The sequence below is a fragment of the Arthrobacter gyeryongensis genome, from assembly GCF_039543785.1.
GTDB classification, from domain to species: domain Bacteria; phylum Actinomycetota; class Actinomycetes; order Actinomycetales; family Micrococcaceae; genus Arthrobacter; species Arthrobacter gyeryongensis.
The window spans coordinates 13,820-39,191 of record NZ_BAABKK010000038.1; the positions used below are offsets into that span (position 1 = coordinate 13,820).

The 25,372-nt window shown below is 62.4% G+C and carries 17 protein-coding genes and 1 pseudogene; 6 read left to right on the forward strand and 12 right to left on the reverse strand.

The annotated features are described in order from the left end of the window. The first annotated feature begins 440 nt into the window (after nucleotides 1-440). Both ABEA18_RS22910 and ABEA18_RS22915 read left to right on the forward strand, forming a co-directional pair. Nucleotides 441-1,973, forward strand: coding sequence for a cation:proton antiporter domain-containing protein (locus tag ABEA18_RS22910; protein ID WP_345453173.1), 1,533 nt, complete (start codon nucleotides 441-443; stop codon nucleotides 1,971-1,973). Next, nucleotides 1,891-2,808, forward strand: coding sequence for a tyrosine-type recombinase/integrase (locus ABEA18_RS22915; protein WP_345453176.1), 918 nt, complete (start codon nucleotides 1,891-1,893; stop codon nucleotides 2,806-2,808). The genes ABEA18_RS22910 and ABEA18_RS22915 overlap by 83 nt, the downstream gene beginning before the upstream one ends. A gap of 27 nt (nucleotides 2,809-2,835) precedes the next feature. Here ABEA18_RS22915 and ABEA18_RS22920 read toward each other — a convergent pair whose 3' ends face one another. Next, the gene (locus ABEA18_RS22920; protein WP_345453179.1) at nucleotides 2,836-4,980 is read right to left on the reverse strand and encodes a hypothetical protein; all 2,145 of its coding nucleotides are present in this window, start codon (nucleotides 4,978-4,980) and stop codon (nucleotides 2,836-2,838) included. Nucleotides 4,981-5,814: 834 nt separating this feature from the next. Here ABEA18_RS22920 and ABEA18_RS22925 point away from each other — a divergent pair. Together ABEA18_RS22925 and ABEA18_RS22930 are read left to right on the forward strand one after the other, a co-directional pair. Further along, nucleotides 5,815-6,696 (forward strand): annotated as a pseudogene (locus ABEA18_RS22925) (ParB/RepB/Spo0J family partition protein); the annotation flags it as partial. A gap of 219 nt (nucleotides 6,697-6,915) precedes the next feature. Further along, nucleotides 6,916-7,224, forward strand: a complete 309-nt coding sequence (locus tag ABEA18_RS22930; protein WP_345453182.1) for a hypothetical protein — start codon at nucleotides 6,916-6,918, stop codon at nucleotides 7,222-7,224. 89 nt (nucleotides 7,225-7,313) lie between these two features. Here ABEA18_RS22930 and ABEA18_RS22935 read toward each other — a convergent pair whose 3' ends face one another. The 6 genes from ABEA18_RS22935 to ABEA18_RS22960 form a co-directional block, all read right to left on the reverse strand. Then, entirely contained in the window at nucleotides 7,314-7,439 is a 126-nt protein-coding gene (locus tag ABEA18_RS22935; protein ID WP_345453185.1) for a hypothetical protein, read from the reverse strand. A gap of 417 nt (nucleotides 7,440-7,856) precedes the next feature. Next, on the reverse strand, nucleotides 7,857-10,163 hold the full coding sequence (locus tag ABEA18_RS22940) for a glycoside hydrolase family 3 N-terminal domain-containing protein (protein ID WP_345453188.1): 2,307 nt from the start codon (nucleotides 10,161-10,163) through the stop codon (nucleotides 7,857-7,859). 300 nt (nucleotides 10,164-10,463) lie between these two features. Further along, on the reverse strand, nucleotides 10,464-12,581 hold the full coding sequence (locus ABEA18_RS22945) for an amylo-alpha-1,6-glucosidase (RefSeq protein ID WP_345453191.1): 2,118 nt from the start codon (nucleotides 12,579-12,581) through the stop codon (nucleotides 10,464-10,466). Between the two features lie 123 nt (nucleotides 12,582-12,704). Next, complete coding sequence (locus ABEA18_RS22950; protein ID WP_345453194.1) at nucleotides 12,705-13,592, reverse strand: carbohydrate ABC transporter permease; 888 nt, start codon at nucleotides 13,590-13,592, stop codon at nucleotides 12,705-12,707. After that, complete coding sequence (locus tag ABEA18_RS22955) at nucleotides 13,589-14,533, reverse strand: carbohydrate ABC transporter permease (protein ID WP_345453197.1); 945 nt, start codon at nucleotides 14,531-14,533, stop codon at nucleotides 13,589-13,591. Before ABEA18_RS22955 ends, ABEA18_RS22950 begins: the two co-directional genes overlap by 4 nt. Further along, nucleotides 14,533-15,864 (reverse strand): ABC transporter substrate-binding protein, encoded by a 1,332-nt coding sequence (locus ABEA18_RS22960; RefSeq protein ID WP_345453200.1) that lies wholly within the window; start codon nucleotides 15,862-15,864, stop codon nucleotides 14,533-14,535. Before ABEA18_RS22960 ends, ABEA18_RS22955 begins: the two co-directional genes overlap by 1 nt. 348 nt (nucleotides 15,865-16,212) lie before the next feature. Between ABEA18_RS22960 and ABEA18_RS22965 the strand changes: the two genes are divergently transcribed. Continuing rightward, nucleotides 16,213-17,304 carry a LacI family DNA-binding transcriptional regulator gene (locus tag ABEA18_RS22965; RefSeq protein ID WP_345453203.1) on the forward strand — a complete coding sequence of 364 codons (1,092 nt, stop codon included), beginning with the start codon at nucleotides 16,213-16,215 and terminating at the stop codon, nucleotides 17,302-17,304. Between the two features lie 1,232 nt (nucleotides 17,305-18,536). Here ABEA18_RS22965 and ABEA18_RS22970 read toward each other — a convergent pair. The 5 genes from ABEA18_RS22970 to ABEA18_RS22990 all read right to left on the reverse strand — a co-directional run bounded on the left by ABEA18_RS22970 (nucleotide 18,537) and on the right by ABEA18_RS22990 (nucleotide 24,097). Beyond that, entirely contained in the window at nucleotides 18,537-19,619 is a 1,083-nt protein-coding gene (locus ABEA18_RS22970) for a LacI family DNA-binding transcriptional regulator (RefSeq protein WP_345453206.1), read from the reverse strand. 66 nt (nucleotides 19,620-19,685) lie between these two features. After that, on the reverse strand, nucleotides 19,686-20,273 hold the full coding sequence (locus ABEA18_RS22975; RefSeq protein WP_345453209.1) for a gluconokinase: 588 nt from the start codon (nucleotides 20,271-20,273) through the stop codon (nucleotides 19,686-19,688). Beyond that, the gene (gene manD / locus ABEA18_RS22980) at nucleotides 20,263-21,492 is read right to left on the reverse strand and encodes a D-mannonate dehydratase ManD (protein ID WP_059387443.1); all 1,230 of its coding nucleotides are present in this window, start codon (nucleotides 21,490-21,492) and stop codon (nucleotides 20,263-20,265) included. Before manD ends, ABEA18_RS22975 begins: the two co-directional genes overlap by 11 nt. Nucleotides 21,493-21,588: 96 nt before the next feature. After that, complete coding sequence (locus tag ABEA18_RS22985; protein ID WP_345453211.1) at nucleotides 21,589-22,989, reverse strand: mannitol dehydrogenase family protein; 1,401 nt, start codon at nucleotides 22,987-22,989, stop codon at nucleotides 21,589-21,591. A gap of 46 nt (nucleotides 22,990-23,035) precedes the next feature. Beyond that, complete coding sequence (locus ABEA18_RS22990; protein WP_345453214.1) at nucleotides 23,036-24,097, reverse strand: L-idonate 5-dehydrogenase; 1,062 nt, start codon at nucleotides 24,095-24,097, stop codon at nucleotides 23,036-23,038. Between the two features lie 178 nt (nucleotides 24,098-24,275). Between ABEA18_RS22990 and ABEA18_RS22995 the strand changes: the two genes are divergently transcribed. Further along, nucleotides 24,276-25,331, forward strand: a complete 1,056-nt coding sequence (locus ABEA18_RS22995; protein WP_345453217.1) for a sugar ABC transporter substrate-binding protein — start codon at nucleotides 24,276-24,278, stop codon at nucleotides 25,329-25,331. Nucleotides 25,332-25,372: the final 41 nt, after the last annotated feature.

A 25,372-nucleotide genomic window follows, 5' to 3' on the forward strand; every position in this document is an offset into this window, starting at 1 on the left:
GCCAGGCCGCGCCTCGGGCAGGCCTGCGAGGGTGTCTGCCGGCCCCGCGGCGCGTCCCGTGGTCGGCAACTCAAACAAGCCGGAACCTTCACCGACATCGGCAAAACGCAAGGCATGAACCGAGCATCACGTAGCCGGCGAAGGACAGAATAAGCGACCCGGCCGAAAGACCGTCGAATCCCTCCAGCGCCTGCATGAGCTGCTGGGTGAGGGGAGGCGAGGGTTCGTCCGTGTTGGCGGGCCCAGCGGGGCAGCTCGAGCGTGATGGGCAGTCCTCGACGCCGGGCCGCGGCAAGGCTTGGGCTGATCTCACCATATGACTAATGAAAGTCCCGATCCTCGCTTGACGGAGCGTGGCAGCCACTATTGACAGGTCAAGCCCTGGTTTCTGACACCCGGCATCAGTTGCCGTTGCCCGTCTCCGGCGTAGCATTCAACACGTGATCGACCTCGAGCCGTTTTCCCTCATCATGCTCTTGGTCGCGGGCGCTCTTCTTGCCACCGTATTGACCCATCGCCTCAGCGCCCGGCTCCGGCTACCTGCGCCGGCATTGTTTCTCCTGGCCGCGTCCCTGGCCTCCGATGTTGTACCTGGGCTCGAACAAATCCCGGTGACGGTGGATGAACGGATCGTCACCGTTGCCTTGGTATTCATCCTCTTCGATGGCGGCATGCACATCGGCTGGCACCGGTTCCGTCAATCCGCCGGGGCCATCGCGTGGATCGGGATCGCCGGAACCGCGGCAACGGCAGCCGCCCTGGCACTGGCCGCACACGTGTTCTTTGGATTCGACTGGGGCGCGGCCCTGCTCATCGGCGCGGCCCTGTCCCCGACAGATCCCGCCGTCGTGTTCTCCGTCCTGGGCGGCCGGGAAATCACCGGCCGCACCGGCACCATCCTGGAGGGCGAGTCGGGAGCGAACGACCCGGTCGGCATCGCCCTGATGATCAGCCTGCTCGGCGCCACCGGAGGCGGGCTTGACGCCATGGCCGGTGGCACGGCGGACTTCATGCTCCAAATGGCCGTCGGTGCGCTCATCGGTTTCTTCGCCGGACATGGCCTATTGGCGCTGATGCGCAAGGTTGCCCTGCCGAACGAAGCCCTGCACTCGGTGGGAACGATGGCGGCTGTCGCCTTCATCTACGCCGCAACAACCTTGCTCCACGGTTCAGGGTTCTTGGCAGTGTTTCTGGCAGGAATCATCATCGGTGACCAACGCGCCCCCCACAAACGCGACATCGAACGCTTCAGCGCCGGCATCGCCAGCCTCGCCGAAATCGTCGCGTTCACAGTTCTCGGGCTCAGTGTCCCGCTCCGGGATGTCTTCCGATCCGGCGAGCTGGGGACCGGGCTGGCCCTTGCCGGCCTGCTCATCCTCATCATCCGCCCCGCTCTTGTCGGATTGCTCATAACACCCATCCGGCTGCGCCGGGGCGAACGCGCATTCATCCTGCTCGCCGGCCTCAAAGGAGCCGTCCCGATCCTGCTGGGCATGTTCATCCTCAGCGCCGGGCCGCCGGACGCGTCACGCATCTACTCCATAATCTTCATCGTCGTCCTGACCTCGGTCATCATTCAAGGCACACTCGTGCCCTATCTCGCCGCACTCCTAAACGTCCCGATGCGCCGCATCGACCCGGAACCCTGGGGGATCGGCCTGCGGTTCACCGACGAACCGCACGGACTGCGCCGCCACGTCGTCGAGCCAGGATCCCCAGCGGATGGCTACCCGCAAGCACGAGATCAACGCCATTGCGGCATTCTGCCGCGATACCGGCACCTGGGGTTGGGACGACGTTCCAGGCAGGCCGCTACTGACGGCCCGGGACGCACCCCGCAGGCAGGAGACAATTCCCCGATACCTGCCCCAGCACGAGCTGGATGCCCTCATGACCGCGATAGGCGCGCTCACCGACCCGTTGCAACGAACCGCGCTGCTGCTGTTGCGGTGGTCCGGTGCCAGAAGAGATGAGATCCGCCGCCTGACTTGTGACTGCCTCGACACCTACGCCAGCGGTCACCCCAGGCTGCGGATCCCTGTTGGAAAAGGCCATTCCGAACGCCTCATCCCTCTGCACCCTGATGCGGCCGCAGCCCTACAGGAAGCTATCAACCAGGCCAAGACCATGAAAGCAGCGTCCCGGCGCGATCCCAATACCGGGCGGTTCGAGAACTACGTCTTCGTCCGCAAAGGCAAACTCCTGTCGTCGGCAACCCTTTTCGATGACGCCTTCGAGAAGGCCTGCAAAGCCGCCGGTCTCGTCGATTCCAATGGAACCAGAACCGTCAGTGCACACAGGCTCCGTCATACTCTTGGCACCCAGCTCGCCGAAGGCGGTGCGAGGATCCAAACAATCATGACGATTCTGGGCCACAAGAGCGCTGCCATGTCCATGATCTACAGCAGGATCTCCGACCCTGAAGTCCGGAGGCAGTATGAGGAAGCACTCGCCTCGGGAAACCGCATCGCGGGCCCCGCAGCCGAAGCCCTGATGAGCGGACAACTCGATGACCAGGCCATCCACTGGCTGCAGACCAACTTCCTCAAGACCGAACTCGAGCTCGGTCACTGCCTCCGGCTACCGGCAGAAGGACCCTGCGAATGTGAGCTGATGCTCTCCTGCCCCAAGTTCCTGACCACCACCGAGTACGCCCCGAAACTTAGGGCACGGCTGGAGCGAGAGGAAGAACTCATCATCGACGCAGAAGTCCGTGGCTGGCCCCGGGAAGTTGAACGTCACCAGTCAACGCAGCGCCGCATTAGGCAACTGCTCAGCGATCTTGATGAGCAACCCGGATCTGGATGAGAACAGCCCCGCAGCAGCGGACGGGTTCTAGTTACCTGAGGTAGCGGCTGACGGACGAAGGTCCTCTCGATCCAGGACCATTAGGCCCAGTTCAGCTTCAATGCACAGGCGTTCGGCGATTGCCCGTGTTTCGGCGTTCACGTTGTCTGGCGCTGCCATGACATAGAAATCGGCATCTAGTTTGCGGGCGACTTCGACGTCTTTGGTCAGCTGGCTCGTGGTGAATTCTGAGGCGCTTGTTTTCACTTCGCCGACGGCCAACCGGCCCCCGTAAAGGCCAACGACGTCAGCCTCGTTTCTAGACTCAGCATCGAAGAACAAGTCAACACCGGGCATAAACCAGGACTGAGTTTGCTGCTCGGTCAACGCTGCGACCGTGAGCAGATGGGGGAATACGCCCTGGTCACTGACATGATCAACGAGACCGTCCAGCCGATAGAAAACCGTTGGGCCTCCGCTTTCCATTGTGTATTGCTGCCTGCCTTCGCATGCAGGGCACTTGGCACCTTCCTTGGAGGGGACCGAGCCCAGCTCCAAGAAACTTGATGTGTGGCACGTCGTACATTTGATCTCAAGCCCACGCTCGGCCCAACCAAGCGCACAGAGACGTTCCAGTGCAACAGCCGCAGCCGCACCTGGCACTCCAGGGATGCCGGAAACATTCCGGTAGATTCTTTTTCCTTGAACCGCCCAGCTACGTGCCAAGTCCATGATCTTCTCTGTCAGCTCACCGGTACCTATGACCTGCGACAGCTCGTTGATGAGCCTTTTCGAGCGCGGAGTTGTAAGGCCGCGGATTGCTTCGTAAATGTTCGGTTCCAAGAGAGCTTGTACCCCCTCCTCACGCTGGTGGAACGCCGCCGCGAGGTTTCCTTTGTCGGAAAGTGCATAAGAACCGACCTTTTCCGTCAGGAGGGCCTGCAAGGCGTCCGGCAGACCGGGAACGGTCAATTCCAGCCGAAACCTTGAGCGGCCGTAGTCGCCGATTTGGATGGAGTTGTCACGCCAGGTCGCTCCGGGCGCGATAAGTGAGGCCACCGGATCGCGGCGTGGCAGACCGTCAAACATCGTGCTTTCGAGCCGCACCAGGGTTCCTCCTTCGACTCTGAAGGAGACGGGGGAATCAAAGTTAACGGAGGTGGCGCGGCCCTTGAAAAAATGCGAGTCAGCGTCCGCTATGGCGCCGTAACGGCGGTCGAAACCAATAAATCGGGTTACCCCTTGGTGAACGGTGTACGTGAAGGGAGCCTTCCGGCGCTCAGTAGTCACTGGAAACCTTGTGGAATACTTGATTTCAGCGTTTTCAGCCCGTGTGAGTTGAAGACGTTTGGCCAGCTCGTGAAGCTCGGACTCGGGGGTGCTTGCGCTGGTGATGATCACATCGGTCGAGAACTCGTTCGGGCGATCCAGGGTTGCCAGCAGTTGCTTATCGAAGTCGATCCAAAATGGGAGGTCTTCGTAAGGCAGAAGGAAGATTGGCATTTTGGCGAATGTACGCGGGCCGAGCGCGCGAACATTCCAGAAGTCCCAACAGTCCTTTAGGTCATCCTTTGTGGTAATCCATAGGACGGTCGGAGTGCTCAGGGGAGCCGGGCTCGCGTAGATTTCATCCAATGAAACCATGGTGCGATCCAGCCATGTGTGTCCACGCAACTGTGCCCGTCCAATGCCATCCCTGTTCACTGGCTTAGACAGCGCCAGATCCTGATCGTGCATTAGTTCCAAATGTTCATCCGACAGCTCACCGCCGGCAACGGCCTGCCACAATTCGCCGGAAGACCCACCAATCACCCACGATGTCGGATAGGCCGGCGCCTCCAGCCAACTGGGATGGCAGGTCAATCGGACCGGTCCGGAGTCGTCAATGCGGTCAATTGGAACCCAAGGCAAGCCAAGTTCGGAAGCAGTCGCATTGGCTTCCGCCTCCGATAGATCCACGTTAACGAGTCCTTCGACGGCTGAAACCGATACAACGTGTCTTACCCAGTCCGTCACATGCCCATCGTCGGAGATGGCAAGGATCGGCTCTGTGACGCCGCCCCACCTTGTACTGGCTTCCTGCACAGCACGCCGGAAACCTCTCCGGCTACCTTCTCGCACGAGGTAAGCAGCGCGGGCTGGAACAATCGTTGCTCGGACCGGCACCAGACCCTGATACTGAACGTCACTCATTAGGACAGTGTTGCATTTAACCTTCGCCGGCTCTCGGCATCACGCCGTAGTAGCGCAGCCCGGCAAGAAACGTTTCCACCGTCCAGGTACTTGAGTGGGCTGAAAAGGCCCCCAACGGCGATACCGGGCTACTCCGGTTCATCACGCCGACGAAGCAAGCTTTGAGGCGGTCGGAAGACCGCAGCGACGTGCTGGAATCCCTTTGTTTGGTGGGTCTTCTTCCAGATGACCAGGCAGAGGATGAATGACAAAAGGTAGCGCAAACATGCAACGGCGGCCAGGCCAATGATTGCCCAGAGTGCAAATGGGTAAGTCGACAGCAATGAATCTCCTGAAACCGCTTTGGTGTGCCGGGGTTCCCAAAGCCAATGACAGGGGGATCAAGCGCTGGAATATCGTTTGGGTGGGTGAACTCATTCGAATTCCCGTCGGTCCGTCGCTCGTGAAAACTTCTCCGCCCCGGCAGAGTGTGTTCAGCACGTCGATTCGGTCCGACCCATCCGGCATGCGTCGGCACTAGGCCGAAACGTCATGCAGCCTCGGCACCTGGCCGAGGTAGGGGAGCATTGCGCTCCCGGTCAACGCCTCCGTGCTTGTACTCGCAGCCCTGGGAACATCGCGTTCCTGTACTGGAGCCCTGAACCGGTCAGCGTCCTGTCGGGTGGGTATCGCTCCCACTGACGCCTCCACTCTACAGGACTCAATGAGGACGTTTGGGAACTGACGCAAGCCGTGTGTCCTCGACAGGGCGAATCCACTGGGTACCCCTACGCTCCCCAAATGCCTCGGGCGAGCCGGGCATCGGAGGAAGACTGTCACTGGCCTTGACCGATGATGGTTGTCCACATAATTGAGTCAGACGAGGAAGCAATCGCCGAATTGGAATCGGTCATCATGGACGAACCCGAGCAGCTGCTCCACGTAGCCCAGCAGCTGCGCGACGAGCGCGAGCGGGCCGCCGCCCTCGCTGCGCTGATCGCGGAACTGGAAACCCAAGGCAAGAGAATCGTGGAAGACGCCGGGAACTACGCCGACGAAGAGAACCTGTACGTCTCAGCGGCAAACCGGGCAGATGGAGAACCGGCCACCGAGGAGGACGCCAACGCCTACCTGATCAGCACCGACTACCGGGGCCAGCACAACGCGAAGCCCGTCATCACCGGCTGGAAAGAACTAGGCTTCACCCCGAAATACGAACGCTACGACGGCGGAACCCAGGCCCAGAAAGGCCCGATGACCGATGAGCAGAAGGCCGAGCGCAAGACCCTGATCGCCAACAACAAGGCCATGGAATCGGCAACTAGCGTGCGCCGCGACTGGATCAAGACCCTGCTGTCCCGCAAGACCGCCCCTAAGGGATGGCAGTACTTCACCGTCCACGCAATCACCCACCACCCCGAAGTAGCCAGCGGCTACGACGGCAAGGTGGCCGCCGAAATGATCGGAGCCAAGTTCGAAGACAGCGACCGCTGGGCGTGGAACCCGCTCCGGGACCACGTCGCCGCGAGCAAGACACGGCCCGAGATCTCCCTGATCGCACTCGTCTGCGCCGGATACGAGAAGACGATCGCCAAGGACTCGTGGCGCTCGGCCAGCGAACGGCACGCCGACTACCTCGGCCAACTCGTGGCATGGGGATACATCCCCGCCGAGGTCGAACAGATCATCCTCGACAAGCACACCACCACCGAAACCAGCGAGGAAGCAGCGGAATAACACCGCCGTGCCGGGCGGAACCTCCACCGCCCGGCACGCCCCCCGACCACTCACCACCCGCAGGCCCGGAACCGTGAAATGTCGGGCGGGCCGCCGCACCAGGGCGAACCCAACGCTGCTGGTCACCAGCGGGGGCCCGCCGTTAAACGCCACCACCAGGCACCGGCACCCCCGGTGCCGCGCTTCAATAATGTCCGGCCCTTAAGAAAGGATGCCCCCATGGACATCATCCGACTCAGCAAGCTCCTCGCCCTACTCACAACAGCCATCGCCGTCGGGGCCGGTCTCGCGGCCATCGCCGCCGACCCTGCCGGCAGGCTCGCACCAGCGGCGATGATTACCGTCATGGCCTTCACCGCCCAGGCTGCTTTCACCCGTAGGCTCAGCCCGTCGGCATTCGTCTACGCAATGTTCGCCTCGCTCGCGGTCTTCGGTGCCTTCTTCCATGGCCCCTGGTTCCTGCTCGCAGCGATCATGTGCTGGAGCGGACACCATGTCCTGCGCCTCCTCCCGGCGGGGACCCGCTAGACTTGCCCGCAGATTTCCTTTTGCAGAGGGAAAACCCCAGGGGCCGGCACATGCCGGCCCCTGGTTGCTTAACCACCAACCAGCCCTGGTCAATGACCGGTTATCTGCCACAGATCCAGACCCATCCTTGCCGCCGTCAACAGCAACGCCGCAGCCGAGATCCAGACGCCGGCGATCTGCCAGGCACTGGCCCGCGGCCGCCGTCCATCCTCCATGCTTCCCCTTCCCCCTCGCCCAGTGGGGAAACCATCTTAGAAGCAAGGAACGACACCCACCCGGCCCGCCGGCTTGGCCCGGATGCGTTGTGCGCCTGATACCCACAACCACCCCGGCAAACCAGCAACGAGCTGTGGACAACCAGCGGCCGGCCGTCCACAAAAAAGACCCGGCGCGCCGTCGGAACCCGGGCGCGCCGCCGGGGTCTTTCGTGCCACGCAGCCCTGAAACAATCTGTGGGTGAGTACTGAGCCCTTGGCCGTCAAGCAACCGTCGAAGACGTCCAGGTGGAGTCAGCGACGGCGGGTGCTCATCGTCCTCTGCTTCAACATTGCGCTCATTGCCGGGTTGGTGATCGTCGGGTCCCAACAAAGGGGCAAAGCGGCGCCGCCACCCGTGCATGATGGCGTGTGGCGTCATCGGGTGATGGTGAAAGGGGCGCGAAGCAGGTCAGTGTCGCGTGAACTGTGGCCGACGAGCAGGTCGAACGCTCCTGGTTCTACGACCCGCCGGCCGCTGGCGTTGACCAGTGAGCATTCGGTGGCCGGGATCGAGATGTCGACGTCGGTGGATTCCCCTGGTGCAATGGTCGCCTGGGCGAATGCTTTGAGTTCCTGTTCTGCCCAGGTGACACTGGTGACGTTGTCTCTGATGTAGGCCTGAACTGTCTCAGTTGCGGTGCGATTCCCTGTATTGGTGAGCGTGACTTGGGCTTTGATCGTGCCGTCGGACGTGATTCGATCGGATTCGAGCCGCAGGTCCGAGTATTCGATGGTGGTGTAGCTGAGGCCTTCACCGAAGGCGAAGAGGGGATCCTGAGTTAAGTCGGCGTAGCGGTTGCCGTGCTGCCCGCGCAACTGGTTGTAGTAGACCGGCAGCTGTCCGGCGTGGCGGGCAAACGTGACAGGCAGCCGACCGCTGGGTTCGATAAGCCCGAGGACGAGTTCGGCGATCGCCCGGCCGCCCTGCATTCCTGGGTTGAAGGCTTCGATGATCGCGGCAGCCCCGTTCAGGACGGCGTCGGGCAGGGTTGATGGCTTGGACTGGATCAGGACCACAACAACGGGTTTTCCGGTGGCGATCAGTGCCTCAAGCAGCGCGTTTTGGCCTCCCTGCAGATCCAGGGTTGCTGTTGACTTCATTTCACCGGCAAGGGCCACGGTGTCACCGACCACGGCAACAATGAAGTCAGCCTCGTTGGCGGCCTCAATCGCGTCGAGCTGCATCGCTATGTTGACGGACGCACTGTGGAACAGCGGCGGCCGCGGCTGGCCGTCCGGGTAAGTGGTTCCGGCCGGGTCCGGGAGTAGTTCGCCGATGTCTGCGCCTCGGGAATGTGTGATCGTCCAGTCTTCGGGGGCGACTTCCCGGAAACCGTCCAGCACGGTGGTGATGAGTTCACGGGGGTGGCCGTCCGGCATCCAGTCGACCTGCCCGGACGCTCCGGCCCAGTCGCCGAGCTGGGCATGCGGGTCATCGGCGTTCGGACCGATGACCACAATAGTCTTGGCGCCGTGGTGCTGGGCCCGGCCATCGGAACCGGCGTCGAGTCCGCCGGCCAACGGAAGGGTGCCATCGTTGCGGAGCAGGACCAGGGCCTTACGGGCCATATTCAGGTTGATGGCCGTGTGCGCCTGGCATCCGATGACTGCTTGCTGGACGTCCTGGTCAGGGAGCCGGGGGTCTTCGAAGAGGCCGAGGTCGAACTTCAGGGTCAGGATGCGGCGCACTGCGTCATCGATGAGTGTTTCGCTGAGCCATCCGTCCTGGACCGCCTGTTGAGCGGCAGTCAAGAACTGCGGAGTGTTCATGATCAGATCGTTGCCGGCCTCGACTGCCACTCCGGCCGCCTCGATGTCGGTGGCGCACACCTTTTGTTCCCACACCATGCGGCCAACGTTGTCCCAGTCGGTGACCAGGGTTCCAGTGAAGCCCCACTCATCTTTGAGCACTTCGTTGAGCAGCCAGCGGTTGGCTGTGATGGGAACCCCGTCGATGGCCTGGTAGCCGAGCATGAACGTCCGGCAACCGGCCGGAACGGCCTTCTCGAACGGGGGCAGGAACCAGGACCTGAGCTTGCGCCGGCTGAGATCGGCCTCGCTGGCGTCCCGCCCGCCCTGGGTTTCGGAGTACCCGACGAAATGCTTCGCTGTGGCAAGCACGGCGGTGTTGTCCGCGAGGCCTTCACCCTGGTATCCGCGGATCATTGCGGTGCCAAGTTCCCCGATGAGGTACGGGTCTTCGCCGAACGTCTCGTTCACGCGGCCCCAGCGCAGGTCCCTGCTGATGCACAGAACCGGGGAGAAGGTCCAGTGCAGCCCAGTGGCTGCAATCTCCACCGCCGCTGCGCGGGCGCCGCGTTCGATAAGATCCGGGTTCCACGTGCAGGCCATGCCAAGCTGCGTGGGGAAGATGGTGGCGCCGGGCCAGAAAGAATGTCCGTGAATGCAGTCGTCGCCCATCAGCAACGGGATCTGCAGGCGTGTTTTGGCGATGAGGTCGGCTGTCTTCAGCATGGTCTCGGGCGAGGCATGCAGGAGGGACCCGCCGAGTTTGACGCAAACGAGGTCCTCGATGTCCCCGCGCGCGTCCAGCTGGAGCATCTGGCCGACTTTTTCGGCCAACGTCATCCGGGACAGAAGGTCCTCGACCCTATCGGCGGTGGGGATCGAGGGGTCCTTGTAGTCGGCCAAGAGTCCTGCGGTAGTTCTTGCTGTGTCCATGGCGACAGGATTGCCTTTCAGAGAAGCGGTCTAAGCGGGAGGCTAATGTGCAGCGACTTCGGGCGCGACGGTCTATTCGGCCGCTAATGAGTGCCGTGCACGGCGCGCTGGCAGGCGGGCCTGTCAACATGCAGTGCGTCCGATGCAGAGGGTGGGCGCCTGTCGGTGGTGTAGACGGAGTCATCGCTGGCGAGATCAGGCAGAGGCCTTGAACACCTGCTGCCGTGCAGGGTCGTTCAAGCGTGATTGGCATGTACGTGCCCGGCACGGCTGCCGGTAGCGGTTCTGTCCGTCTCCTGGTTATCGGGCCGCAGACGAGGCCACTGCGTAGGGTTCTGTGTGGGTTGCCGGTTCTGCGATCAGCTCGATGTGGGGCAGCAGCCCGTTCACGGCGACGGGGGTGCCTCGCCGGGCGCTGACCGTCAGGCGCGATTTGCCCAAGGGCATGTTGGTTAGTTCCAGGTCCGGGCAGGCATCTGGAAGCACCGGGCTTATGGTCAGCGTTTGGTCGCGCATGTTGGGTTCAAGGCGCAGCAGGGTGCGTACGATCAACAATGGAGCGGCTGCGGCCCATGCCTGCGGTGAGCAGCCTGCCGGGAATTCCACTGGAGTAGCGAATTCGGAGCGGTCGAAGCCGCAAAAGAGTTCCGGCAGCCGTCCGGAGAAGAAATCTGCAGCTTCGATGAGCCCCTCCGCGATGCGCTGGGCGTGGGAGACAAATCCGTACCGCATCAGGCCAGCGGCGATGAGGGCGTTGTCGTGGGGCCAGACTCCGCCGTGCTGGTAGCTGGCCGGATTGTAGGAGCGCGTCGACTTCGCCATCGTCCGAACGCCGAACCCGGTGAACATGTCCGATGAGAGCAGGTGGTCGGCCACGGCCTGTGCGTTTTCCGTGTCAATGATTCCAGTCCACAGGCAATGACCCATATTCGAAGCCAGGCTGTCTACAGGTTGCTTCCGGCCGTCCAGTGCCACTGCGTAATATCCGCGGTCAGCCAGCCAGAAGCGCTCGTTGAACCGTTCCTTCAACGACTTAGCCTTCTCGGTGCATCGCGTGGCGGTGTCGTTGTCTCCTCGCGTGCGCGCTAGCTGTGCCCGTGCCAGATATGCGGCGTAAACGTATCCCTGCACCTCGGCCAGGGCGAGCGGACCCTCTGCGGGCGTGCCATCGGCGAAATGGATTGCATCGGCGCTGCCGTCCTTCCAAGCCAGATGCGCTAAGCGGCCCGGCTCCAGACGGACTTCGTATTCGACCAGCCCGTCGCCGTCAAGGTCGCCATAGTGCTCTATCCATTCCAGAGCCGCGTCGGCGCCGGGCAGGAGGTCGTCGATCTCGTCCTTGTCCGCGCCCCAGCGTTCAAGTTCGCCGAGCAGCATCACAAACAGTGGGGTCGCATCGACAGTTCCGTAATAGATGCGGCCGTCCCCAAGCGGAAAGCCTGATCCGGCGGAGCGCATCTCGTGCAGGATCCGTCCGGGTTGCTCTTCGGTGACCGGGTCGGATTTGCGGCCCTGGAAGCCTGCGAGAGCCCGGAGCGTTCCAAGGGGAAGGGACTGGTTGAACGGCAGCATCATCAAGCTCGTCAGGAGCGAATCCCTGCCGAACAGAGTCATGAACCAAGGCACCCCGGCTGCGACTGCTTCTATCTCCGGGCGTCCCGGAACGGTAATCCGTAAGGCGCCCAAGTCCCGCTCGGAGCACGAGAGCGCCCGCTGCAGCGGGGCCCAAGAGGTCGCGTAGCCCGGATAGGCGCTCCGCCAAGCTGCAAGTCCTGTGCCGGGGGGCTTGGAGGCCGCGTGCCTGTCGGCCAGCGCGCCCGGTTCCATGCCGGATCCTGGAGTGGACGCGGTAACATGCACGGACGCCGTCCAGGTGCCGCCAGCCGGGATGCTCACTTGGAACAGCAGCTTCCCGGAGACGGCGTTCGCTCCTTCGGCGACTATTTGCACCTCATGAGCTGTTCCGTTGACGACCCTCGAAATCCGCAGCTCGTCCCCGTTCGCGGACACGATCGGCGGGCGGTCGCCTCCCATGTGCCCGTTGCCGAGGTCGAACCGGCCACTGAAGTCGGCGTCGGCCTCCATCTCGAGGCTGAATTCGGCTGGCTGTGGGCTATAGTTGCGCACCTTCAAATCCTCCCGCAGGCCGGTGCCTACAGTCCGGTACCGCTCGAGGACAAGCGTGGGCTCAGCGCCGGCCTTCGGGGCGGCCTTGGCGATGAAGGTCGCCTCGAAGGGCTCGCCGGCAATGGTTGACAAGCGTTCCGGCGCTTTCCCGTCGATAGTGAGCCGCCAGCGCGAGAGGACCCGGACGTCCTGCACGAACATGCCCCGTACAGCGGAGCTGTCGGTGATGTCTCCCCCTGCACCGCTTATGGCGAATGTGGACCCATCGATCAAAGTGATGTCGGCACTCATGCGCTGCCTTCTTCCTGGCGATCAATGCCGCCATATCTAAGTACGTGCTGAACAAAAACTACGTAGCCGTGCGAGTCTGAAATCGCGTCAATGCGTGTATCCCGGTCTTGCTGCTGCTGTGGCTCAGGATTTGGAGCCGGACAGGGCGACGCCTTCGACGATCTGGCGTTGCGCGAACGCGAACAGGATCAGCATCGGAGCCGCCAACAGGGTCGTGGCGGCCATCAGAGCGGGCCAATCGGACGTGAACTGGCCCTTGAACTGGTTGACCAGCAATGGCAGCGTGAAATTGTCGGTGCTGTTCAGGAAGATCAACGGGTTGAAGAAGTTGTTCCACTGGCCAAGGAAGGTGAAAATCCCCAGCGCCGTCAGCGGGGTGCGCAGCAGCGGCAGGGTAATGGTCAAGAACGTGCGGATCCGGCCGGCGCCGTCGATCTCGGCGGCTTCCTCCAGCTCTACCGGGATGCCTTTGATGTACTGGCGCAGCAGGAAGACCCCGAAGGCGTTGAAGAGCGCGGGCGGCACGATGAGCGCGAGGTGCGTGTCGATCCAGCCCAGCCCGCCCATGATGATGTACTGCGGGATGATCGTGAGTTGGCCGGGGATCATCATGGTCGCGAGGAAGAGCATGAACAGCCAACGGCGGCCCCAGAAATCGATCCGTGCGAACGCGTACGCGGCCATCGCGGAGGTGAGCAGGGAGATCACGGTGACGGTCACGGCGATGTAGGTGCTGTTCCAGAACCCGCGGACGAAGTCGGCCCCGCCCAGTGCGGTACGGAAGCCGTCCAGGTTCCATTCCTCGGGGAGGAGCTTGGGCGGCGGCGTGAAGATCTCCGTCAGGGGTTTGAACGCGGAAAACAGCATCCAGGCGAACGGCAGCGCCATGGCTAGCGCGCCGATGATCAGGACCGCGTGCAGCAGCAGTTTGGGATGGACGGGCCGACGTGAGCGGGGACCGCCTTTGGCGGTCGTGGGCGGGCGGGTGGTGGTGGCTGGGGAGGTGCTCATTCGGAGTAGTGGACCCATCTCTTTTGGGCTGTGAGCTGGAGACCGGTGACCGCCAGCAAGGCCAGGAACAGGAGGAAGGCGAGAGCCGAGGCCTGTCCGAAGTTGAACTCCTGGAAGGCGATCTGGACGACTTCGTACACGATGGTGCGGGCTGCGTCCGGAGCTGTGGTGCCGAAGAAGACATAGATGTAGTCGAACACCTGGAACGAGCCGAGGACCGAGGTAATCGACAGGAACAGGATGGTAGGGGACAGCAGCGGGATGGTGATCCGCTGCAGCTTCTGCCACTCCGAGCAGCCGTCGATCTCGGCGGCCTCCAGGCACGAGCGGTCGATGCTCTGCAGGCCGGCCATGAACATCACCAGCTGGTAGCCCAGGGCCTGCCAGATCCCGACGATCGCGAAAGAGGGGATCACGAACGCGGGGTCCTGCAGCCAGTTGGGCGCGGGCAGCCCGATGTCGCGCAGGGCGCTGTTGACCGGGCTGATGTCGGGGTTGAACAGCCACAGCCAGATCGCCGCAACCGCGACCGATGAGGTGATGACCGGGGCAAAGAAGGCCAACCGGTACACAGGGGTCAGCTTGGGGGCGCGCTGCATCAGCACGGCGAAGAACAAGGCGGTGAGCATCAGTCCCGGCACCTGCAGCACCGTGTACCAGACGGTGTTCACCGCGGAGCGCTGGATGCGAGGGTCGGAGAGGACATCGACGAAGTTGGACAGGCCGACAAAGGAGCCAGTGCCGAAGCCGTCCCAATGATAGAAGGCCAGCACGAGGGCGAAGAGCAGCGGGCCGACCATGAACACGACCATCCCCAGCAGCTGGGGCGTCAGGAACAGGTATCCCGCCACGGTGTCCTTGCGGCGCCGGCGCCGTCGGGTGCCTGCGTTCCCGGGCCCCTGCTGTGGCCGGGTCCGGGAACTGGCTGTGAGGACAGCCATCAGGAATCCCCGTTGATCAGCTTGACGAGTTTTCCGCTGAACGACTTTGGTGTCTCGTTGCCAGCCTTGAACATCTGGTCCACCATCTTTGGGAGCTCGGTGGCCACCTTCGGGTTGCTGATGATCGCCCTGGGGACGGCGTAGCCTTTGGCCGCGATGTCATTGAACAGTTTGCCGTGCGCGGGCAGATTGTCCTCAGTGACGATCTCGTCAAGGCCCCGGATTGACGGGACCGCGTTGCCGCCGCCGGAAAGGCGGAACTTCTGTCCTTCAGCGCTCACGAAGCTGCCCAGGAACTCAAGTGCCTTGGCCTGATTCTTGGAATTGATATTGACCGACATTGCCGCCGTGTTGATAGGCACCGGCATGATGTCCTTGCCGGACAAGGACGGGAAAGGGGCCATGTCATAGCCAAATTTGAGCTTTTTGAGGTTCGGCAGGACATAGCGGGCGGAGCTGTAGGTCGCAACCTGGCCGGCGTAGAACAGTGTGTCACCACTCTGACCCTGCGGGAGGGAGCCCGAGTAGCTGATGTTCCCGGACTTTAGCTGCTCGAAAAGCCATGCCAACGCCTCCTGAGACCTGGCATCGTCGTCGAATACGGCCTTGCCGGACTTGTCGAAGAGCGTTCCGCCGAAGGTGCTCAGCCACCCGAACCAGTCGAACCAACCGGAACCAACCAACAGACCCTTCTTGTTGGTGGCGCGGATCTTGTCCAGCATGTCCGTGAGTGCATTCTGGGTCCACGTGCCCGCCTCGAAGTGGGCAGCCGGGTCGGTGGTGACACCTGCCTCGGCCAGGAGATCCTTGTTGAACCAGAAAACGGCCGGGTTGCAGTCTGTCGGCAGCCCGAACAGCCCGGGGCTGCCATCGGCAGGCCTGCACCATGGGTACAGACCTTCGTAGAAGTCATCGAGCTTCACCGCCGCGCTGCCACTGTCCAGGTACGGGGTGAGGTCGAGCAACTGCTTGGTCTCGATCAGCTTGGACATGTAGATGTCGCCGACGTAGAAGGCGTCAGGAGCGGCGCCGGCAGAGAGCTGCGACAGCAGCTTTGAGAGATAGTCACCCACAACCTGCTGGTAGGTGACCTGCACCCCCAGTTTCGTCGTCAGATTCTGGGAGAGCTGAACGAACCGCTCCGACGAGGGCGGCCCGTCCCAACCCGCCCACTTGATGGGACCACTGGCGGACCCTCCGCCGGAAGCGCCGGCGGAACCGCCGGCGCAGGCTGCCAGTGAGGGAACCGCGGCCAGGCCCAAACCGGCGAACAAGCCGGCCTTGAGGACATTGCGGCGGCCCATATCTGCGGGAAAGAGGGAATTGGACATCGTAGTCGTTCCTTTCGAAGCCTAGAACAATCAGGTGCCAAGCTGGCGGAGTCGAATGCGGAGCCAGACTTGGTGCGGCCGACGCTAGGGTGGTCGCCGGTAGCGGGCAGGCAGCTGCGTTGTCCTCTGCGACGATGCGAGCCGAGCCTTATCGCTTGTTTAACGTTAAACATTGTTTAGCGATAAACAGAAACATAGTGCCGCAGGCCACGCTCGTCAAGGCTCTTTTCCTGGCGGTCTCCAAGATGACTTCTCTATAGCGGGCAAGGAATTCGGGCCGACACGGCCCAGACGGGCGCTTGGATGCTTTCCTTTGACGTCACGAAGAGTACGGAGGAAGATGGCAACATGAAGTTTAACGCTAAAACATCTTTGGGGGCCGGCTCCGGCCGGGATGAGGGCACTCGGAGCAAGCCCCGGTCATCGCGGCCCACGATGGCCATGGTTGCTGAGCGGGTCGGGGTCTCGACGCAGACAGTCTCTTTCGCGCTGAGCTCCCCGGGCAGGCTCAGCCCGGCTACCTTGCGCAAGGTCCTCAAGGCGGTCGATGAGCTGGGATATCGACCGAACCAGGCTGCCCGATCACTCAGGTCCCGTTCCCCGCAAGCTCTCGGCTTCCGGCTATACCCTGCGGATCGTGACGTAGGCGGTGTGATGGCGAGCTACCTCTATGAGCTCTCGGCGGCCGCACGTAAGGCCGGTTACGGCGTCTTCTCTTACGCGGCCGAGACCTACGAGGAAGAGACCCAGATCGTCGAGGAGACCTTCCGCCGGAATACTGTCGACTGCTTCGTGATCACCTGCCCGTCGTCCGACGACCTGCCACTCCCGCTTTTCCTGCTCGAGCGCCAGATTCCATTCGTCGTGTTCGGACGGCCCTGGGGCTTGCCCATGTCGGATTGCTGGTGGGTCGATGTCGATGGGGCCGCCGGTCTCGAGCAGGCGGTGAACCACCTGGTCGAGCTCGGCCACCGACGCATCGCCTACCTCGGCTGGGAGAAATCGGCCGGCCTGGCCGAGGATCGCGAGTCCGGCTGGCAGCGCGCCATGGGCTCGCACGGTCTGCCCACGCGCGGGATGATTGTGCGCGGCCCGGACGACGTCGAGACCGGGCGCCGGGCAGCCGGGGAACTACTCGACCGGCAGACACCGCCGACAGGGATCATCTGTCCAAGCGACACCATGGCAATTGGCGCAATGCGCGCGTGCCGGGAACGAGGACTCGAACCCGGCCGCGACGTCGGCATCACCGGCTACGACGACAGCCTCGGTGCCCGCGTCGTCACGCCCGGGCTGACAAGCATCGCGCAGCCACTGGAAACCGCCGCGAAGCACACCGTCCGCCTGCTGCTGGACCTGCTCAACAACCCCGACAGCAAACCCGAACAGGTGCTGCTGCGGCCCTCACTCGTCGTACGCGAGAGTACGGTGCCACGATGACACCCAGGGAAACGGGCCCGTGTCTGGCCGCCATGGCCGACCTTCCCCTGCAAGGGCTTGCCGTGGCCGCCAGACGGCGGTCGAGACGCGGAGCTTCGCTTTCGACGATCCGGACGGGAAAATGGACGTGAAGAATGGGCCACTATCCCGTTGGCCATGTTCCATAAGAGGTGGTCAAAACAGTGGCTTCAAATCGTCCCGGCAGGGGTCCACTTACGCGAAAAGTGCCTTCTGACCTGGGATTTCATCGCGGTGGCTTTAGCAATTTGTTGCAGCTGAATCAGCGGTCCGGGACACCCACATCGTCGGGGTTCAATTCCGGACGTACACGGATATAACGCAGAACGTGACGAAACGACCGGCCAGACCATGCAGCGTCGGCTGAAACCTCAATCACGACCGGCTTGACGAGGGTCAGCGCAACTGGTGACGCGTCGCGGTTGAATCGGTCCAGGGTTCTTCCCTTCACAACGCTTGGCCATGGATGGAGACTCTCCGGAGGCTTAAGCCATCGCGCCAACGCCCTGCTGTCGGCGGGGCGGAGAACTGATGTCCGGCCAACGATGCGTAACACCCCGTCGATGGGCAAACCGGCCACGATCTCCGTGGGTTGATCGATAGGCCCGACGACGGCCGCGCACACAACATCCAGCTCAGAACGGCTCTTGAGCTTCCACCTTATCTGCACCAAGTCGGCCTAGCGCTAGCGTAAATGGCTTTCGGACGCTTGAGCTGGCTGCGGCTCGTGCAACCCTGCGCTGGGCGGCGCTAGATGTTCTATCGCTTGAGGCCCGAATGACGAGCGAGGACAATTCCCTGGAGTGCGAATGGCTTCGGCGAACGGGACGTTGCGTCTTTGAGCCACGAACCGTTGAAGCCCGCAATGACCAAACCGGCCCCGGGCCTGATGCCAGCCACTTAACCCGCCCTGGAAGCGTCTCAGCCATGCCTCGCCCAGAACCATCCGGTCAATTGAGGCTCTGCCTCAGGCGCCTTCTCGGTACCAGCAAGCATCGCGCCTAAAGCTTTCCCGAAGCATTCCCAGAGGAGCAGGAGTCCTGTTAGTTTTCGCGAGGGCCGGCGGAGCCAAAGCACCGGTCGTCGTTGGCAGCGTTTCGATGTCGGTGCGACCGCGGCCAAGTCCACGCCCGAGATGAATCCGTCCGCAATCAGGTTCTCGGAATTGCGGTTGCCAGCATTCGGGTTCTCCACTTTGTGCCCGGAACTCTCGGTCAATCGTGGGCTTCGACTTCCAACCAAGAGGGGGCGTTGTTCTGGCGCCCGATGGAGCCGCGTATGACGACTTCGGTATCCAGATGAACAGCACGAGCTGGAGTTCCGCTTGCGTCGAGGATCTCAACGAGCAAGTTGATCGCGTTGGTGCCGGTCTGTCCTCGATTCCATCGCACTGTGGTGAGTTGCGGGGTTGTATAGACCGAACCGACTGCGTCACCGAAGCCAACAATGCTCATTCGGTCCGGAACCGTGATTGACGCGGCCTGAAGTTCCTGCATCAGTCCAATCGCCAGCAGGTCGTTGCACGTCAGGACTGCCGTGGCGCCGCTGGCGACGACGTTGCGCGCAGTTAGTCTTCCTCCCTCGACGGTAGGTTCACGAGATGGAATTCCGATGGCTTCCATTCCTGACCATTCACATGCATCTTGGACTTCTGCACCGATGCGTGTGGACATCCACGAATCGCGCGCTCCGGAGACAAAGGCCACCTTGCGGTGGCCGTTCTCGCGGAGGCCGCGGATAGCTTCGCGTACGCCCTTCTTGACGTCTGGAACGACGCAAGGGATGCCCTCGGTCTGACGGTCAATAACCACGAGGGGCGTGTCGCGAGACATCTCGCGCAGCTGATCGTCGCACATCAGCGGGTCGGCCAGAATGAGGCCATCGACGCCGCCTTTGATGCGCTGGATCGTAGCGATTTCTTTTTCGGGCGCTTCAGGGGTTCCGACAAGGATCAGATTGTAACCATGGGCAGTGGCTGTTGATTCCGCACATCGGATTACGTCGAGGAAGGAGGGATCGACGACATTACCAACGATCAGACCAAGAAGGTAGGTTCGTCCGGTGGGCAGTGCTCGCGCAAACGGGTTTACCCGGTAACCGAGCTCGGTGGCGATGTCCTCTATGAGTTTCTGCGTCCTTGGAGCAGTCCTACCTTTCTTCCCGAGGGCTCTCGATACGGTGGAAGCGTTCACTCCAGCCGCGTGGGCAATGTCGTATATCGTGACTTTCGAAGTGGCTGTATTCGGCGAGTTTTGGATCTGTGGTGCAAGGGATGCTGATTCTTCTTCGGCGGACATGTCATGGCCACCGTTCAAAGGTTGCTGAGAAGCGCAATACTCGCTCCAGGCTCCAATCTGCGCGGCTCATGGTCCCGTCGCACCTATACGTTGTGCAGTGGAAGAAGCTGAATTGGCTAGGCCGGCCAGCGCTTCCGCGACCACCTCGCTGACCGGGACGGCGATGTCCACGACGAACCCGGCCTCGTCGGCGTCGAGCGGTTCCAAGGTGGCGAGCTGCGAATCCAGCAGGGCAGGCGGCATGAAGTGGCCGGAACGCCCTTCTGTCCGTTCCCTAAGCACCTCTTTGCTGCCGTGCAGGTGCAGGAAGACAGTGTCCGGGGCCTTTTCACGAATGGCATCCCGGTAGCTGCGACGGAGGGCGGAACAGGCGAGAACCAACCCGCCGTCGCCGGCGTTGGCGAGTTCGGTGCCGACCGTCGCCAGCCACGGCCAGCGGTCTTCGTCCGTCAGCGGGGTTCCGGCAGCCATCTTGGCAACGTTTTCCACCGGGTGGAGCGAATCGCCGTCGAGAAACGGAACTCCCAGCGCCCGGGCGACGAGGTCTCCGATGGTGGTCTTGCCGCAACCGGAGACGCCCATCACCACAATGCGCCGCGGCTGTTCCGCGGCTGCGCCGGGGTCGCCAGCCACGGCGATGTTCCTACCAGTCATGGACGGTGCCGTCCACGAGGCGGTTGTAGGGCAGGTAGGCCTGCTGGTACGGGAAGGAGTTGGCGGCTTCCTCGTTGAATTCGACGCCTAGGCCCGGCTTGTCGCCCGGGTGCAGGTAGCCGTCGGTGAAGGTCATGGACTGCTCGAAGACCGTGTTGGTCTTGTCCGAGTGCTGCATGTACTCCTGGATGCCGTAGTTGTGGATGGCCAGGCCCACGTGAAGCTGCGCGGCGAAACCGACCGGCGAAATGTCAGTGGGGCCGTGGAAACCGGACTTGATCTGGTACTGCGCGGCGAAGTCCATAACCTTCTTCAACGGCGAGATCCCGCCGAAGTGCGTGGACGCGGCCCGGACATAGTCGATGAGCTGTTCCTTGATGAGCGTCTGGAAGTCATAGACCGTGTTGAAGATTTCACCGATCGCCAGCGGCGTAGTGGTGTGCTGGCGGACCAGGCGCAACCCCTCCTGGTTTTCGGCCGGAGTGCAATCCTCGAGCCAGAACAGGTCGTACGGTTCCAGCGCTTTGCCGAGCTTGGCGGCCTGGATGGGGGTCATGCGGTGGTGGCCATCGTGCAGCAGCGGGATTTCCGGGCCGAATTCGTTGCGCACCGCTTCGAACACGGTAGGCAGGTGGCGCAGGTAGGCGCGGGTGTCCCAGTCCTCTTCCTGCGGGAACGCACCGCGGCCGGCGGGCTCGTAGTCGTAGCGCTCACCCGAGGCCTGCGCCTGGGCGGCCACGCCGTAGACGGCCTTGATGCCCGGGATCGCGGTTTGGATGCGGATCGACTTGTAACCGAGTTCCAGGTGCTCGCGGACCGAGTCGAACAAGGACGGGATGTCCGCGCCCGAGGCGTGCCCGTACGCGCGAAGCCCGTTGCGGGAGGCGCCGCCCAGGAGCTGGTAAACCGGCAGTCCGGCGACCTTGCCCTTGATGTCCCACAGGGCCATGTCGACGGCGGCGATGGCGGCCATGGTGACCGGGCCGCGGCGCCAGTACGAGCTGCGATACAGGAACTGCCAGGTGTCCTCGATGCGGTGCGGGTCCTTGCCGATCAGCAGCTGCGCAACGTGTTCCTTCAAGTACGCGGCCACCGCGAGTTCACGGCCGTTCAGGGTCGCGTCCCCGATGCCGGTCACGCCGTCCTCGGTGGTGATCCGCAAGGTCACGAAGTTCCGGGTAGGGCTGGTCACGAAGACTTCAGCAGCAATGATTTTCACAGCTGGTCCTTTCAGGGTTGCTGATCGAGGGTTCGGTTGGTGGTCCCGGGTACCCGGGGAATTGGTGGTTCGCTGTGCCGGAGAGCCGCCGAATGCTTAGGAACGTACTGATCCGGCAAGTTTCTCGATGAGCTCAAGGGCGGACGGGTCCTGCGCGAGTTGCTGATCGATCGTTGCAGTTAGGGATTCGGTACGTTTCCGGCCATCCTGCTGCAGGGCTGCTCTGATCGCTTCGATTGCCGGGTCTTGGATGGTCTCAGCTCCTTGAACCCAGCCAAGCCATGCCGAGATGACTCGCATCGCTCCGGTTGCCGGCCTTCCGGCGGATAGTTCGGCCTGGATGACCGGCAGAGCGCGCATCCTGAGTTTGTGGGTGCCGTCGGCCGCGATCTGGCTTAGTTGGTGGGAAATTCGTTTGTTGCTGAATCTCTCAAGGAGGGCTGCCCGATAGGCGGAGATCTGCAGTTCCTTCGAAGGAAGATTCCGTTCGGCTTCGTCCCAGAATTCCTGGACCCAGCGGGAGCAGTACGGATCCAGGAGGGCTTCGGCGACCGTTGTGTGTCCGCGCTGAAGTCCCGTGTAGGCCAGAAGGGAGTGTGCACCGTTGAGCAACCACAGTTTGCGGTTTTCATATGGTTCGAGGTTCTCCACGAACACGGCGCCCGCGTCCTCCCACGCGGGTCTGCCCATTGGGAAGCTCCCGCTGAGGATCCAGTTCGTGAAAGGCTCCGTCACTACCGGAGAGTGGTCCTCAAGTCCGAGGTATTCGCGAACGATGTCTAGGTCTGCATCAGTGGTGCGCGGGGTGATCCGATCCACCGACGTTCCGACGAAGCTGACATTCTCCGCGATCCAGGACGCCAGGGGCGGATCGGCCGCCTGGGCCAGCCCGAATACGGCGTTGCGAGTGGCCGCCGCGTTGTCGGCGAGGTTATCGCAGCATACGATGGCAATTTCCCCCGCCCGGGCGCTCATCCGGTCGCCGAGGCCGAGGACCAGACGGCCGATCGGCGTCGACGGACCGCCATTGTCGGGAAGGTCTTCCGATTGACGCAGCGCTTGTATGTCGGCCGCCACGGCGGGCTGATCAAGGTCGAGCGCGCCGTTCGGCAGCAGATGGTACCCAGCCTCGGTGATCGTCAGCGTGACGACGGCTGTTGTTTCGGCGCGGAGGAGTTCACGGAGTCTGGCGAGCTCGGAGCCGTCGCGGGCCTCGACGATCGAGGAAACGACTTGGAAGGTATCGCCCGTGGCGGACCGTTCGATCAGCGTGTAAAGGCCATCCTGGGACGCCAAAGCAGTGGCCGCTGCAGGGCTGCGGCCCGTGAAGCAGGCTATGCCCCATTCAGCCTCGGAGTCGGCCTTCCACGTATACCAGGCTTCATGTGCGCGGTGAAAGGCCCCTAGCCCGAGGTGGACGATGCGGATGGGTGGACGCTTTGGTAGGGGGAACGTCTGGGCATTGAGCGTGCGTTGGGCTCGCTGTTGAGTCTCCATGTTTACTGTCCGGTTTCATTTGGCCAAGAGGGAGGGTTCCCGTGGCTTACTTGGCGTCGACTTGGTGACGAGGGCCGATGGCGAGCAGGACTTTGCTTGACTCCGAGGGCCTCGATGCAAGTTCGAAGGCACGGTTGTAGTCACTCCAGTCGATGATGTGGGTGATGATCGGTGTCAGGTCAAGCTGTCCTGATGCCAGAGCCTGGACGACTTCGTCGAATTCGTTCTGGAATCTCCATGAGCCGCTGATCCTCAGCTCCTTGCTGATGGCCCGGGCCGCGGGGAAGGGCACATCGCCTACCCTTTGATTTCCCACCATCACGACGTCACCGCCGCCGCGGGTCGCTTCCACGGCCTGGGAGAGTCCAGCCGGAGTGCCCGAGCATTCGAACGTCGTGTCGAAGTCAACATTCGTTTCCTCCCCACCCGGCTCACCGGGAGACGTCGTGCGGTCTGCGCCCAGCCGCCGGGCAGTGTCCAAGGGGCGGGGGAAGAGGTCACTTACGACGATCTCGCCCGCTCCGCGCAGTCGGAGTACAGCCACAATTGCCAGTCCAATGGGTCCGGCTCCTATGACGAGGATGCGCCGGCCTGTGACTGATCCTGCCCGGTTCACCGCGTGCCATGCCACGCTGGCGGGTTCTGCCATCGCGAAGTGTTCCAGCGGCACTCCCTCGGGCAACGGACGGACGTTGCGGCGGGGTACGACCATCGAGGTCGTGAAACCTCCATGAGTGTGTGGGCGGTGGGCCGCGCTGCCAAGGTACCGTCCGTCGAGGCAAAGATGTGATCGGCCTGCGGTGCACTGCGCACAGGTGCCGCATGAGGTGGCCGGGTGGATGGCGACTGGCGTTCCAGCTGTTGGCCCTGCACCGTCCGCGGCGGCCTGCTGGACTATACCTACGACTTCGTGGCCAAGGATCATGGGATCCGTCAGGACGGATGCGCCCGAGGAACCGTGTTTCCAGTAATGCAGGTCGCTGCCGCAGATGCCTCCCAGCTTTATGTCCACGATGAGTTCGTTCTCAGCTGGAGCTTGGACGGGGAGGGCCTCGAGGTCGAGTTGGCCCGGTCCTCGGATGACGAGCGATTCGCTCATGTGGGACATGATTTTTTCCTCTGTGGCATCTTCGCCAGTCGGGTTTGGATTGACTTCACCAACTCTATAGACAATTCCCGAAAAGTCTATAGAGTATTGGGAATAGCCTATTGAGAGGCTTATTACGCTTAGACTCCGATGGAGAAGTCCGTTGGTGTCTCATGCTCAGCCAAGGAGGACTGAGATAGTGAAGAACCACAACAAGGCAGCATTTACGGGTATTGCGATCGCGTTGGGTGCAGCGCTTGCCATGACCGCGTGTACACCGCAGGGCAGCAGCTCGCAGGGATCAGGTGTCACCTCGCTCGATAAGGTGAACGTTGCTCTGGTTCCCGGGGGTGCCCACCCTTACTTCCAGCCGTGGAAACAGGGCGGGGAGGCCGCGGTCAAGGATTTCGGCATCGGCAAAGTGACATTCAACGAGACCGGTGAATGGGATCAGACCAAGCAGAATTCCGCCATTGACGCGCTCGGGGCGCAGGGCTACAACGCCTTCGGCATCTTCGGGGTCTCGGCAACGGACATCGACACAACATTCCAGGGGCTCAAGAAGCAAGGCTTCGCTGTGGGCGCCTTGGCAGCCTGTCCCGCCGGCGATACCGACAGCGCCGACTTTTGCCTGAGCACGGACACGGGAACGGCCGCCTACACCGCGGCAAAGGCGGCCATCAAGGCAATGGGCGGGTCAGGAAATCTTGTCCACCTGACCGGGAACGCCGTTGACACCAACACCCAACGCCGCATCGCCGGCGTCCAGAAAGCCGTGGCCGAAACGAACGGGTCGGTGAAGCTGCTCACGACCGTGACGGACATCGACAAGGATCTCCAGAGCGCACAGAAGGCCGTTAGCGATCTCCTGGCAACCCGGGGATCCCAGATCAACGGCATCGTAACCACGGCCGGAAACCCCGCGGTCGCCGCCACCCAGGGCGTTGGTGACTCGCACTTGCCGATCAAGGTGATCGCGACGGATGACGATCCAATCGTCATCCGGGCCGTGAAGGATGGGACGATCGCCGGCACCGTCGTTCAGAATCCATACGGTCAGGGCTATGTCGGGACTTGGGCGTTGGCGAGTCTGGAGGCCGGGGTATGCAAAGTTGTAAAACCTGGTTTCTCCATCGACTCAGGGTCTTTCCTGGTCACGAAAGACAACGCGACTACTTACGACAATGAACGTCTCGCAAAGACCAAAGAACTCCTCACCGAGTTCCAGACAAAGCTGTTTGACTGCAAGAAGTGACGCAACCGGGGCCCGTGGCACAACCGCGGGCCCCGGCCGCT